The 13,936-nt window shown below is 60.7% G+C and carries 10 protein-coding genes and 1 tRNA gene; 9 read left to right on the top strand and 2 right to left on the bottom strand.

The window, feature by feature from the left end; genetic code table 11:
- The first annotated feature begins 201 nt into the window (after positions 1–201).
- The 4 genes from PLD_RS16885 to PLD_RS16870 are packed head-to-tail and all read left to right on the top strand — an operon-like array spanning position 202 to position 5,349.
- A complete protein-coding gene (locus PLD_RS16885; RefSeq protein ID WP_159894660.1) occupies positions 202–678 on the top strand; it encodes a formate dehydrogenase subunit gamma in 477 nt (158 codons plus the stop codon).
- On the top strand, positions 678–2,237 hold the full coding sequence (locus tag PLD_RS16880) for an NADH-ubiquinone oxidoreductase-F iron-sulfur binding region domain-containing protein (protein ID WP_159894658.1): 1,560 nt from the start codon (positions 678–680) through the stop codon (positions 2,235–2,237). Before PLD_RS16885 ends, PLD_RS16880 begins: the two co-directional genes overlap by 1 nt.
- Complete coding sequence (gene fdhF, locus PLD_RS16875) at positions 2,234–5,131, top strand: formate dehydrogenase subunit alpha (RefSeq protein WP_159894655.1); 2,898 nt, start codon at positions 2,234–2,236, stop codon at positions 5,129–5,131. Before PLD_RS16880 ends, fdhF begins: the two co-directional genes overlap by 4 nt.
- A complete protein-coding gene (locus PLD_RS16870; protein WP_159894652.1) occupies positions 5,128–5,349 on the top strand; it encodes a formate dehydrogenase subunit delta in 222 nt (73 codons plus the stop codon). Before fdhF ends, PLD_RS16870 begins: the two co-directional genes overlap by 4 nt.
- A gap of 49 nt (positions 5,350–5,398) precedes the next feature.
- Here PLD_RS16870 and PLD_RS16865 read toward each other — a convergent pair whose 3' ends face one another.
- Positions 5,399–6,043 carry an amidase gene (locus PLD_RS16865; protein ID WP_159894649.1) on the bottom strand — a complete coding sequence of 215 codons (645 nt, stop codon included), beginning with the start codon at positions 6,041–6,043 and terminating at the stop codon, positions 5,399–5,401.
- A gap of 234 nt (positions 6,044–6,277) precedes the next feature.
- Between PLD_RS16865 and PLD_RS16860 the strand changes: the two genes are divergently transcribed.
- Together PLD_RS16860 and PLD_RS16855 are read left to right on the top strand one after the other, a co-directional pair.
- Positions 6,278–6,353: transfer RNA gene (locus PLD_RS16860), tRNA-Thr, on the top strand.
- A 164-nt stretch (positions 6,354–6,517) separates the two neighbouring features.
- Complete coding sequence (locus tag PLD_RS16855) at positions 6,518–7,792, top strand: integrase arm-type DNA-binding domain-containing protein (RefSeq protein ID WP_159894646.1); 1,275 nt, start codon at positions 6,518–6,520, stop codon at positions 7,790–7,792.
- 13 nt (positions 7,793–7,805) lie between these two features.
- Here PLD_RS16855 and PLD_RS16850 read toward each other — a convergent pair whose 3' ends face one another.
- A complete protein-coding gene (locus PLD_RS16850; protein WP_159890008.1) occupies positions 7,806–9,056 on the bottom strand; it encodes an IS256 family transposase in 1,251 nt (416 codons plus the stop codon).
- 1,069 nt (positions 9,057–10,125) lie between these two features.
- Here PLD_RS16850 and PLD_RS16840 point away from each other — a divergent pair.
- The 3 genes from PLD_RS16840 to istB all read left to right on the top strand — a co-directional run bounded on the left by PLD_RS16840 (position 10,126) and on the right by istB (position 13,914).
- Positions 10,126–11,106, top strand: coding sequence for an integrase domain-containing protein (locus PLD_RS16840; protein ID WP_159894644.1), 981 nt, complete (start codon positions 10,126–10,128; stop codon positions 11,104–11,106).
- A 512-nt stretch (positions 11,107–11,618) separates the two neighbouring features.
- On the top strand, positions 11,619–13,118 hold the full coding sequence (istA, locus tag PLD_RS16835; protein ID WP_159898161.1) for an IS21 family transposase: 1,500 nt from the start codon (positions 11,619–11,621) through the stop codon (positions 13,116–13,118).
- A complete protein-coding gene (gene istB, locus PLD_RS16830) occupies positions 13,111–13,914 on the top strand; it encodes an IS21-like element ISPsy20 family helper ATPase IstB (RefSeq protein ID WP_044311019.1) in 804 nt (267 codons plus the stop codon). Before istA ends, istB begins: the two co-directional genes overlap by 8 nt.
- Positions 13,915–13,936: the final 22 nt, after the last annotated feature.

Raw genomic sequence — 13,936 nt, 5'->3', positions numbered from 1 at the left:
CAGAAGCAGCGTGGCAAGCTGCCCTTTATGCCCTGAACAGGTGCGGCAACGACCGCGCCGGGTCCAACAAAATGCCCATTCAGGGTGCATGGCCTACGGCCTGAACCGCCACGCTACCGTGACGTGGCAACCAGCGCCGCAGCCGACACTTTCGGACAACCGACAACCATCAGGTGCGTCCGTGACCGTGAGGAATGCTGTATGCCTGATGAAACACTGCACCTGCCGTTGATTCACACCCTGCTGGAGCGCCACAAAGGCTCTCAGGGTGCGCTGTTGCCGATCCTCCATGACATCCAGGAAGCGCTCGGCTACATCCCTGATCTGGCCATCCCGGAGATCGCCCATGCGCTCAATCAGAGCCAGGCGGAAGTGCGCGGGGTGATCAGCTTCTACCATGATTTTCGTACCGCGCCGCCAGCGCGGCACATCCTGCGCCTGTGCCGTGCCGAGTCCTGCCAGAGCCGGGGCTCCGAGCAACTGGCGGCGCAATTGCGCGAGCGCCTGCACCTGGATGACCACGGCAGCAGCGCCGACGGCGCCATCAGCCTGCGGCCGGTGTATTGCCTGGGCGCCTGCGCCTGCTCGCCAGCCCTGGAGTTGGACGGGCAACTGCATGCCCGGGTCAGCGCCGAACGCCTGGACGCGCTGCTGGACAGCTGCCGGGAGGACGCGTGATGCCAACCCTTTATCTGCCCTGTGATTCCCTGGCCCGAGCCGTGGGCGCCGACGCGGTGGCCGAGGCCATCGCCGCCCAAGCCGAACAACAGCAACTGCCGCTGCAACTGCAACGCACCAGCTCCCGTGGCCTGTACTGGCTGGAGCCGCTTTTGGAAGTCGACACCCCGGACGGACGCCTGGGCTTTGGCCCGCTGAGCGTCGCCGATGTGCCTTCGTTGCTTCAGACCCTGAAAGGTGACCCCGCCAGCCATCCCCTGGCTCTGGGCCGGGTGGAAGACCTGCCCTACCTGAAGAGCCAGCAACGCCTGCTGTTTGCCCGCGCCGGCATCACCCGGCCGCTGTCCCTGGCGGACTATCGGGCCCATGGCGGCTTCGAGGGCCTGAGCCGCGCCATTGCCCTGGGCGGTGACCAGACCGTGACCGCGGTGCTCGATTCCGGCCTGCGTGGTCGCGGCGGTGCGGCCTTCCCCGCCGGGATCAAATGGCGCACCGTGCGCGACACCCCGCAGCAGCAAAAGTACGTGGTGTGCAACGCCGACGAAGGCGACTCCGGCACCTTCGCCGACCGCATGCTGATGGAAGGCGACCCGTTCCTGCTGATCGAAGGCATGGCCATCGCCGGCCTCGCGGTCGGCGCCAGCTACGGCTACATCTACGTGCGCTCGGAATATCCCCAGGCGGTGGCGACCCTGCGCGAGGCCCTGGACATTGCCCGCAACGCCGGCTATCTCGGGGTCAATGCCAGCGGTAGCGGCCAGGCCTTCGACATGGAAGTACGGGTCGGCGCCGGGGCCTATATCTGCGGTGAGGAAACCGCCCTGCTGGACTCCGTGGAAGGCAAGCGCGGCATCGTCCGCGCCAAGCCGCCGATCCCGGCACTGCAAGGCCTGTTCGGCCAGCCGACCCTGGTGCACAACGTGCTGACCCTGGCCTCGGTGCCGCTGATCCTGGAAAAAGGCGCAGCGTTCTACCGCGACTACGGAATGGGCCGCTCACTGGGCACCATGCCCTTCCAACTGGCCGGCAACGTGCGTCATGGCGGGTTGGTGGAGCGAGCCTTCGGCCTGACCCTGCGCGAACTGGTGGAAGGCTACGGCGGCGGCACCGCCAGCGGCCGGCCACTGAAGGCCGCGCAAGTCGGCGGCCCGCTGGGCGCCTGGGTACCCCCAGCACAGTTCGATACGCCGCTGGATTACGAAGCCTTCGCCGCCATGGGCGCGATGCTCGGCCACGGTGGCGTGGTGGTCGCCGATGACCGCCTGGACATGGCCCACATGGCGCGCTTCGCCCTGCAATTCTGCGCCGAGGAATCCTGCGGCAAATGCACCCCGTGCCGCATCGGCTCGACCCGCGGCGTGGAGGTCATCGACCGCCTGCTAGCGGCACCCGATCAAGGCGGGCGCGATGAGCAGGTGCTGATCCTCAAGGACCTGTGCGACACCCTGCAATACGGCTCGCTGTGCGCCCTGGGCGGGATGACCTCCTACCCGGTGGCCAGCGCCCTGAAGCACTTTCCCGCCGACTTCGGTCTACAGCCCTCGGAGGCCGAGCAATGATCAGTATTTTCGACCCTGCCACAGACATCGACCTCAATGCCGTGGACTTCGGCACCCCGGCCCGCGACAGCCAGGTGCAGGTCAGCCTGAACATCGACGGGCGCAGCATCAGCGTGCCCCAGGGCACTTCGGTGATGCGCGCCGCGGCCCTGCTGGGCACCAGCATTCCCAAACTCTGCGCCACCGACAGCCTGGAAGCCTTCGGCTCGTGCCGCATGTGCCTGGTAGAGATCGACGGCATGCGCGGCTATCCGGCCTCCTGCACCACCCCGGTCAGCGAAGGCATGGTGGTGCATACGCAAACGCCGAAGCTGGCGACCCTGCGACGCAACGTGATGGAGCTGTACATCTCCGACCACCCGCTGGACTGCCTGACCTGCTCGGCCAATGGCAACTGCGAACTGCAGACCGTGGCCGGCCAGGTGGGCCTGCGGGAAGTGCGCTACGGCTATGACGGCGCCAACCACCTGCAGGACCAGAAAGACACCTCCAACCCCTACTTCGACTACGACCCCAGCAAGTGCATCGTCTGCAACCGCTGCGTGCGCGCCTGCGAGGAAACCCAGGGCACCTTCGCCCTGACCATCAGCGGCCGCGGCTTCGAGTCCCGCGTAGCAGCGGCCGGTGGCGACAACTTCCTGGAGTCTGAATGCGTGTCCTGCGGCGCCTGCGTGCAGGCCTGCCCGACGGCGACCCTGATGGAAAAAAGCGTGGTGGAAATGGGCCAGCCGGAACGGGCGGTGATCACTACCTGCGCCTACTGCGGGGTCGGCTGCTCGTTCCGCGCCGAGATGAAAGGCGAGCAACTGGTGCGCATGGTCCCGGACAAGAACGGCCAGGCCAACCACGGTCACTCCTGCGTCAAGGGCCGCTTCGCCTGGGGCTACGCCACCCACCCGGACCGCATCACCAAGCCGATGATCCGCAAGCACATCAACGACCCGTGGCAGGAAGTCAGCTGGGACGAGGCGGTGACCTACGCCGCCAGCGAGATGCGGCGTATCCAGTTCAAGTACGGCCGCGACTCCATCGGCGGCATCACCTCCAGCCGCTGCACCAATGAAGAAACCTACCTGGTGCAGAAACTGGTGCGAGCGGCCTTCGGCAACAACAACGTCGACACCTGCGCACGGGTCTGCCACTCGCCCACCGGCTACGGCCTCAAGCAGACCCTGGGGGAATCCGCCGGCACCCAGAGCTTCGACTCGGTGATGCAGGCCGACGTGATCCTGGTGATGGGCGCCAACCCCAGCGACGCCCACCCGGTGTTCGGCTCCCAGCTCAAACGGCGCCTGCGTGAAGGAGCCAAGCTGATCGTCATCGACCCACGACGCATCGATCTGGTAGACGCCGTGCATGCCCGCGCCGAACTGCACCTGGCCCTGCGCCCCGGCACCAACGTGGCCATGCTCAATGCCCTGGCCCATGTAATCGTCACCGAAGGGCTGGTCAATCAGGATTTCGTCGACGCCCGCTGCGAGCCCGAGGCCTTCGCTCAATGGAGCGCCTTCGTCAGCCGCGCCGACAACTCACCGGAAGTGCTCAGCGCCATCTGCGGCGTGCCCGCCGCCGACATCCGCGCCGCCGCGCACTTGTACGCCACCGGCGGCAACGCGGCGATCTACTACGGCCTGGGGGTTACCGAACACAGCCAGGGCAGCACCGCGGTGATGGGCATCGCCAACCTGGCCATGGCCACCGGCAACATCGGCCGCGAAGGGGTCGGGGTGAACCCGCTGCGGGGGCAGAACAACGTCCAGGGTTCCTGCGACATGGGCTCCTTCCCCCACGAACTGCCGGGCTATCGGCACATCTCCAACCAGGCGGTGCGCCAGGAGTTCGAACTGGCCTGGAACGTCACCCTGCAAGCCGACCCCGGCCTACGCATTCCCAACATGTTCGAAGCGGCCCTGGGGGGGAGCTTCAAGGGCCTGTACTGCCAGGGCGAAGACATCGCCCAGAGCGACCCCAACACCCAGCACGTGACCGCAGCCCTGTCGGCCATGGAATGCGTGGTGGTGCAGGACATCTTCCTCAACGAAACCGCCAAGTTCGCCCACGTGTTCCTGCCGGGCAGCTCGTTCCTGGAAAAGGACGGCACCTTCACCAACGCCGAGCGGCGTATCTCACGGGTGCGCAAGGTCATGGAACCCCTGGGCGGCAAGGCCGACTGGGAAGGCACCCTGGCTCTGGCGGCGGCCCTGGGCTACCCGATGCATTACAACCATCCTTCGGAAATCATGGATGAAATCGCCCGCCTGACCCCAACCTTCACCGGCGTCAGCTACGCCAGCCTGGACCGCCACGGCAGCCTGCAATGGCCGTGCAACGACGCCGCGCCGGATGGCACGCCGACCATGCACATCGACGAGTTCGTGCGCGGCAAGGGCCGTTTCATGCTCACCGGCTACGTGCCCACCGACGAGAAGGTCAACAGCCGCTACCCGCTGCTGCTGACCACCGGCCGGATCCTCAGCCAGTACAACGTTGGCGCCCAGACCCGGCGCACCGACAACGTCGCCTGGCACGCCGAAGACCGCCTGGAAATCCACCCCACCGACGCCGAGAGCCGGGGCATCAACGAAGGCGATTGGGTCGGCATCGGCAGCCGCGCCGGGCAGACCGTACTGCGCGCCCGGGTTACCGAACGGGTGGCGCCGGGGGTGGTCTACACCACCTTCCACTTCCCCGAATCGGGGGCCAACGTGATCACCACCGACAACTCCGACTGGGCCACCAACTGTCCGGAGTACAAGGTCACGGCGGTGGAAGTCAGCCGCGTCTATCACCCTTCCGAATGGCAGAAGCGTTACCAGGCGTTCAGCGATGAACAGCATCGCCTGCTGGATGAACGCCGACGCACCCGGAGCAGCAAAACGGAGGCGCGCCGATGAGTACCGCCAACCTGATCAAGATGGCCAACCAGATCGCCGCGTACTTCGTCAACGAACCGGATCAGGTACAGGCGGTGCTCAGCGTGCGCAACCACATGCAAATGTTCTGGACCCCGGCCATGCGCAAGGAGCTGCTGGCCTGGCAGACCGAGCAGCAAGGGGCGGACCTGCATCCGCTGGTGCAGCAAGCGCTGAGCGACACCAGCTGGGAGGCTTGATAAAAAATCCCCGGACCTGCGATGGACAGGCCGGGGCTCTCCAAACGACTCAACTGCCGGGGCAATGCCGATCCGCTGGAGGCCTGGATTCCAGCGCCATTGGCAGCGTTGCCCCCGGCCTGCTCAATGGCAACAACTGATACACCGCGAACGCACACATCGCCTGCACCTCACCACCCGCCACCGGAATGTAATTCAGACCCACATAGACCTCGTAACTCTTGCCTGGCTCGAACAGCACCACCTTCTGCGCCGGCGGACAGGTGCGATAGGTACTGCCATAACTGCCTGCAGCCAGACCAGCACTCTCCAGCAGGAACGGCCTGCCAGCGGGCACCCGATACTCGGTCACCACCTCCGAATAGGCCCCCTCCGCCATGCGAATCGCCCCCACATAAGCCGGCAACTTTGGCGCAAAACGCGGCAGCATATCGATCTGCCTCGGCTGCACCGGGAACTGCGGATAGTTGATGCTCGCCTGATGATCGCGGCCGAAACGCCCGGCCTTGGCCAAACGCTTACTGTCACCCAGGCAACCGGCATAGGCCTCACCGCGCACCTCGCCATTGGTGATCACGCGCAACTGCGCCGTCGGCACGCCCAGGGGCGGCTCCGAATAGGGCTGTACCGGCTTGACACTACAGGCGCCGAGCAACGACAGCAGCGCCAGCAAGGGAATATTTCCAGGTTTCATGACTGATCTTTCCTTAGTCTGAAGCGGTATGAGCGGCTGAGCAGGCTATCGGCCGAGTGGGGGCTGTCTGTACTGAATCATCGGCTATCCGCCGGTGATTCAAAGCCTCCTCGCGCTTGAGCCCCAGAGTGCCTGGGAACGCTACGTATAGAGCCCGCATAGGCCCACGCAAAAATAGTCAGATATCAGGGGTTTACAGAACCCCGCCAATCGCTATAATCGTCGCCCTAACACGCCGGTATAGCTCAGTTGGTAGAGCAACTGACTTGTAATCAGTAGGTCCCGGGTTCGACTCCTGGTGCCGGCACCACATTAGGCTCCATTGCATTCCACTGAATGCTCTGGAAGCCCCGAAAACCCGCCCTTTGGCGGGTTTTTTCGTTCCAGGACCCTCTGTCGGGATCCAACAAAATCCCCCTTCCCCGAGGGTATGTTAGGGGTACTGCGATTTCCCGGTCAGGAGCGCGTACCCCTATGCCACGTCTAGCGATCCCCCTCAGCGACCTGCAATGCCGCACGGCCAAAATCCGCGAACGCGCCTACAAACTGTTCGACGGCGGCGGCATGTACCTTTTCGTCAAACCCAATGGCGTGAAGACCTGGCGCTTGAAGTACACCAAGCCCAGCGGCAAGGAAGGCACGCTCATCATCGGCAATTACCCCATCGTTACCCTTTCCGTCGCACGACGTAAGCGAGACGAAGCCAAGGCGTTGCTGCTCGACAACCTCGACCCAATGGAAGAAAAGAAGAAGGCCAAGATCGTAGCCCAGCGAGCGGCACTGCTTTTCGAAACCGTTGCTCTGGAGTGGCACGCCGACATGTCCCGTCGCTGGACCGAAGGACACGCAAAAACCGTGATGAGCCGACTGCGTACCCACGTCTTCCCGCTGATCGGCCAACGACCCATCGCTGAACTCGATACCCATGACCTGCTAGAGATCACCCAGCGCATCAAGGAACGCGGCACCATGGATGTGGCGTTACGGGTACAGAACTACTTATCCACCATCATGCGCGGGGCCAAAAGGGCTCGGCAGATCACCATGAATCCTGCACTTGATCTGGCAGGCTCGATTCACGCACCGCGCACAGTCCATCGCCCGGCCCTCTCCCTCAACCGCCTACCCGAACTGCTACACCGAATCGACAACTACAACGGCCGCGAGCTGACGCGCCTTGCCGTGCTGCTGACTCTGCATGTGTTCGTCCGCTCCAGCGAGTTGCGCTTCGCTCGATGGAGTGAGTTCGACTTCCAACGCGCCATGTGGGAAATCCCCGATACGCGCGCACCGATTGAAGGGGTACGCAACTCCACACGCGGGACCAAGATGAACGGCGACATTCAAATGGTTCCGCTATCGCCGCAGGTCATCGAAATACTGGAGCGTCTGCGCAGCCTGAGTCGCTTTTCAGAGTTGGTGCTACCGGGTGACCACAAGTACTGGAAGCCCATGTCCGAGAACACGGTGAACACCATGCTCCGCAACGTCGGCTATGACACCAGCAAGGACGTGTGCGGCCACGGCTTCAGGACCATGGCCTGTAGCGCCCTGCTGGAGTCCGGGTTATGGACCGACGCAGCCATCGAAAGACAAATGAGCCACAAGGAACGCAACCGTGTGCGCGCCGCGTATATCCACAAAGCTGAATTTCTGGAGCAGCGCCGGCTGATCATGGCGTGGTGGAGCAACTACATTGATGGGACTGTCAGATTTTTTGTGTGCGGGCCGGTAACGGCCTGCCGCTAGGCAGGCCATGCTTTTACCAGGTCGGCCTGATAAATCGATCTCCGTACAAAATCGCAAACTGATTCATCGCACTTTTCCAATCATGCGCCGCTGAGCCCCAGTTCGCTGTGATGTTGCGCAGCCCCAGCCAGATCAGTTTGGTCGCCGCATCATCGTTCGGGAAGTGGCCACGGGTTTTTATGATCTTGCGTAACTGGGCGTTGATGCTCTCGATGGCATTGGTGGTGTAGATCACTTTCCGGATGGCGGGTGGGAAGACAAAGAACGGAATAACTCGATCCCACGCCCGTCGCCAGGCAGCCACCACCGTTGGATATTGCTTACCCCAGGGCCCGTTTTCAAACTCATCCAGCGCCTGTTCAGCAGCTTCGGCGTTAACTGCCTGATAGATCGGCTTGAGGGCCTTGGCCAAGGCTCTACGTTTGTCCCAGGCCGCATAGTCGAGGCTATTGCGGATCAGGTGCACGATGCAGGTCTGCAGCGTTGTGTCCGGGAACACCGCACTGAGCGCCTCTGGCATCCCTTTAAGGCCGTCGGTCACAGCAATCAGCACGTCCTCGACGCCACGGGTCTTGAGGTCGTTGAACACCTTCATCCAGAACTTCGCGCCTTCGGTGTTCTCGATCCAGATGCCCAGAATATCGCGGGTGCCATCGGGCAAAACGCCCAGCGCCAAGTAGACCGCCTTGTTACGAACCAAGCCTTCTTCGCGGATTTTGACTCGCAGCGCATCAAAGAAAATGACCGGATACATCGGCTCCAGCGGGCGCTGCTGCCAGGCACCAATCTCTTCCATGACCTCATCGGTCACGGAGCTGATGAAGTCATGTGATACGTCCGTTCCGTACTGCTCGGAAAGAAAGGCCCGGATCTCCCTAACCGTCATCCCGCGGGCATACATGGCGATGATCTTGTCGTCGAAACCGGTGTAACGGCGCTCGTGCTTGGGAATCAGAATGGGCGAAAAGCTGCCATCCCGGTCACGAGGAATATCAAGCCGTAGCGGGCCATCACCGGTGAGTACCGTCTTAGCGCTCTTGCCATTGCGCAGGTTGGTTTCATCCTCCGGCCGCTGTGCGCCCGGAGGATAGCCCAGGTGATGACCCAGCTCAGCATTCAGGGCTCGCTCAATCAGCGCCTTCTTGAACGCTGCAGAGGCTTCTTCGATGGCTTCTGCGGTCATCAGCGGAGCAGCGGAAAACTGCTCAAGCAGCTCTTTCGGAACCTTTGGTAACTCTCGAAGCGGTTTCTTTTTGGTTGGCATACATGCACCTCTTACTCATGGTATGCCCGAACACAAAATTTCTGACAGTCTCACATTGATGCCAATCGCAGCGGCCATTTAACGCCTCACGAATTCGCTCACCCAGTCGGCAACAACATCACCGCCCTACAAAATAGCCGTGGCGCATCCAAACGCGGGTAAGCCAATGAGATCATCGCAGTCCGCCCTTCCACGCGGGTCCATCCAAGCGGGGCTGCAAAGCCGCCCTGCTTGGATGGACCTCATTTAAAAAAATCTAAAGTCCACGCAAATTGTCTGTGGAAAACCATAGATTTCCACCGGTGGATAATTTCATCCACAGCCGCAGAATCCCCGAAAATTCGAGCCTTGACCCAAATTATCCACAGACGTAGAAAAGATCGGGCAAAGCGCTGTCGTCGACAGCAACCCCAGGTAGCCAGAACCTTTGAGGCTACGCCACACCGTGGTGGTTCTCCCAAAGTGCGATTAGCGTCCGGCGGCTCGCACGGCCACAGCGATGTAATGGATGCCTACTTTTACCAGTGTGCCCACTGCGGCAACTCATCCCCTTTCATAGCTGCCCTGCAGCAACCTATCCGCTTGGCCATTCCCGTGCGCCAACCTGCGCCCGTCTCTTTCTCCCGGAAAGAGACGGGCGCTCATACCACTGCTGCAGCCCAACTCGTATAAGGCTTTGTGGCATTCCCCCTCGTGACAATCGGCGTGACAAACACCGAAGTCACCAGCAACAGCGATGCAGATAATGGTGCCGCAGCCCACGGAATGGACTGCACCTGACTGACAGTCAGGTATGCCCCGGCCATCGCATCACTGCCTTCACCCGACTCAGGATCTCGCGGCATCGGTCTCGTCAACCAGCGCAGCCTCCACCCGCCCACTTTCTTGGAAGTGTTCAGGAGGCCAGATCATGAGATGCCCAAGCTCCCGGTCGTAAGGAGCCGCCAGTCCCGCGTTAGTGGACAACCCTCACAGGTCGCAGGGGCCTTGATCCCTGATAACACTCAACATTCTTGGCGGGATGACGTGGGGAAAGCTTCAAAGATTTGGCTTCGACAGGAATTTGATCATGGCACTGGTCGGTAAACGTGACGGTCGCAATTTTGGCTATGGCCGGCAACTGAGTTATGCCGGGCCACAGGCGCTACGTGATCTGTTTGGCGGCGGGCATTACGGGACGGTCAAAGCACACAGTGATCGTTGGCTGGCGTTTGTACGCTGGTGTCGGTCGGAGGATGGCCCGGGAATTAATGACGCACGACAGATTGATCGGCAGACCTTGCTGGATTACGCGGAGCATCTGCGTCACCTGGTTGAGCGCAGCGATCTCGCCATCGCCACTGCGCAAAACCGATTGTCCAGCGTCAATCGGACCCTGGCAGCGCTTCGCGGTGATCAGTATGTGAAAGTACCGAGTCCGAGCAAGGCGCTAGGAATGCGGCGCACCAGTGTTCGTCGTTCGGTGCCGCAAGGCCAAGACCGCGAACATGTGAAGAGGGTCGTAGAGGTGCTTTGCGTACACCAGCAGCCGCGTGCCGCGGCCATCGCTCAATTAGCGCGAGCCACCGGCATGCGCTTACGTGAGGCCATTTTGGCCGACCTTTCGCGCTTAAAACGTGAGGCCGAACAATACGGCAAGATCAACATCCAGGATGGCACCAAGGGGGGCCGCTCAGGTGCCTCGGCACCTCGCTGGATCAGGGCAGATGATCATATTCGCGAGGCGCTGAGATTCGCCGAACAGGTCTCACCCGACGGTAGCCGCAACCTACTTGCACCGACCGAAACCTACCTCGATTTCCAACGGGGAATCGTCCGTCCTGCACGGGCCATCCTCCATACGCAGAGCTTAAAAGGCTTCCACGAATTACGAGCGGCCTATGCATGCGAACGCTATGAGCAAGTCACCCGTCATCCCGCGCCCATCAATGGAGGCCGTTGCTGCCAGCTCGACATACACCTCGATAAGAAGGCGCGCGCACAAATTAGTTATGAGCTAGGACATGGTCGGATCGACGTGGTATCGGCGTACATCGGTGGTCGGGTATGAATAAACCATTCGATATGAAGATCTTTTGGCTGGAATGCTGACTGGAGCACATGCCACACGCGAACGTCACATCCGCCAGGCCGAAGCTATTCAAGCAACCATTTCAGAGCGCTGGCGCCGGGAGAATCCATGGACCTGGCAGCGAAAGCATCTTGCGTGGTTTCTTGATCATCACGTAAGCCAGCGGTCTGTTCCGACACGCTATTACTATCTACTAACCATTCGATTGATTGTTATTCGTTTAAAAAAGTCTTGGATGTTCGGTGCGCTTAAGGAGAATCAGTATTCCTGTGGCTCACCGAACCAGACTGATCTCCAGAGACAAACGATCAAATAAGATCCCGGCAAGTATTCGACGGGATGATTGAAAGCAATATCCGGCGGGAAGAGCGCATCCTGTTGCCGCTGACCGAAAACTGACCCAGTAGAGGCTCTTCTGCCGACTGAAAACTGACCCAGGTGTTCAACTGCTTCTGCTCACTTTTCGAGCAGGAGAACACAGGGTGATCAGCATGGAAATGTTGGGAAAAATCCGGCGGATGTACTTCCGCGACAAGCTCTCGCTGCATCAGATAGCCAAGCGTACCGGGCTGTCGAGAAACACCATCCGAAAATGGGTCAGAGCGCCCGAAGCCACTCAGCCAGCGTACCAACGGTGCGCAACCTTCAATAAGCTCAGCCCTTTTCACGAGACCCTGGAGCAGGCGCTCAAGGCCGATTCGTTCCGCCCAAAGCACAACCGCAGGAGCGCCAAAGCACTTTTTGAGCAGATCAAAGCCGAGGGTTATGACGGCGGTTACAGCCAGCTCACGGCGTTTGTGCGCTCTTGGCGAGGCGAGCAAGGCAAGTCTTTACGCGCTTTTGTACCGCTGACGTTTGCGCTCGGTGAGGCCTTTCAATTTGACTGGAGCGAAGAAGGTCTGCTGATCGGTGGTCTTTTTCGACGTATCCAGGTCTCCCACATGAAGCTGTGCGCCAGCCGCGCATTCTGGTTGGTTGCGTACCCCAGCCAAGGCCACGAGATGCTGTTTGATGCCCATACACGTTCGTTTGGAGCGTTGGGTGGCGTGCCACGTCGCGGCATCTACGACAACATGAAAACAGCTGTCGACAAGGTTAACAAAGGCAAAGGCCGCACGGTCAACGCCCGGTTTTCCGTGATGTGCGCGCACTATCTGTTCGATCCGGACTTCTGCAACGTGGCCTCTGGCTGGGAAAAAGGCATCGTCGAAAAGAACGTGCAGGATAGCCGGAGACGAATCTGGCTCGATGCTCAGAACTGCATGTTTCACTCCTTCGAGGAACTGAATGTCTGGCTCGGCCAACGTTGTCGGTCGCTCTGGAGCGAACTGGTGCATCCGCAGTACAACGGGCTGACGGTGGCCGAGGTCTTGGAGCTGGAGCAGGTCGAAATGATGCCAATGCCGACGGCATTTGATGGCTACGTCGAGCGTACCGTGCGGGTCTCCAGCACCTGCCTGATCAGCGTGGCGCGAAATCGCTATTCCGTGCCGTGTGAGCGCGTCGGCCAGTGGGTCAGCAGCCGTTTGTACCCTTCGCGGATCGTGGTCATTGCTGACGAAACGGTGATCGCCAGTCACGAGCGCCTCTTTGATCGAGATCAGGTCAGTTTTGACTGGCAGCACTACATCCCACTCATCGAACGCAAGCCTGGTGCATTGCGCAACGGTGCGCCATTTGCTGATCTGCCAAAACCGTTACGGCTTCTCAAACGAGGACTGAGGCGTCACACCAACGGTGATCGAATCATGATGCAGGTACTGGCTGCTGTGCCAATTGCGGGGCTCGAACCTGTGCTGGTGGCGGTGGAGCTGGTACTTGAATCGGGAAGTCTGAGCGCCGATCACATCCTCAATGTCCTTGCCCGGCTGACCTCCACCGCACTACCTCCCAGTGTAGAAACCAGCCTGCAACTCAAGGTCGCGCCTGTTGCCAATACGGCACGCTACGACCGGCTCCGTGCGACCGATGAGGAGAATCGCAATGCGTGACCTAATGACTGAACTCAAAGAACTTCGCCTGCACGGCATGGCCAGTGCTTGGGAAGAACTGGTCTCTCAAGGAACAGCGTCGACGGCTTCATCGAAATGGCTGCTGGAACATCTGCTTCAGCAGGAACATGCGGATCGCGCGGTGCGCTCGGTGAATCATCAGATGAACATGGCAAAACTCCCCATGCACCGTGACTTAGCTGGCTTTGACTTCAGCGCTTCCAGCGCTGATGCCCGGCTGGTCAGCGATCTATCCAGCTTAGCGTTCACTGAAACCGCGCAGAATGTCGTGTTCATCGGCGGCCCTGGAACCGGGAAAACACACTTGGCCAGTGCCTTGGCTGTATCCGGAATCACGGCCCACAACAAACGCGTGCGCTTCTTCTCCACGGTGGATCTGGTGAATCTGCTGGAACGTGAAAAGTACGATGGCAAGGCAGGGCGAATCGCCCAGGCACTGCTGCGCACAGACCTGGTGATACTGGATGAGTTGGGGTATTTGCCTTTTAGCCAAAGCGGCGGTGCCCTGTTATTTCACCTGCTGTCCAAACTGTACGAACACACCAGCGTGGTCATCACCACCAACCTCAGCTTCTCGGAATGGTCGAGTGTGTTTGGCGACGCCAAGATGACCACCGCGTTGTTGGATCGGCTGACACATCACTGCCACATCGTCGAAACGGGCAACGAGTCCTACCGCCTACAACACAGCACCTTGGCCGCCCAGACAAAGATCAAGTCACGGGAACGAAAGCGCAAGGACGGAGATGATGTCGAGGACGATGAGCCATTTTGATCGGAACCATAAATGCCCTACT

It is taken from the genome of Pseudomonas sp. LD120, assembly GCF_009861525.1.
In the GTDB taxonomy this organism is placed as follows: domain Bacteria; phylum Pseudomonadota; class Gammaproteobacteria; order Pseudomonadales; family Pseudomonadaceae; genus Aquipseudomonas.
The sequence above is the reverse complement of the archived record's forward strand: the minus strand, read 5'-3'. Positions and strand labels throughout refer to the sequence as shown.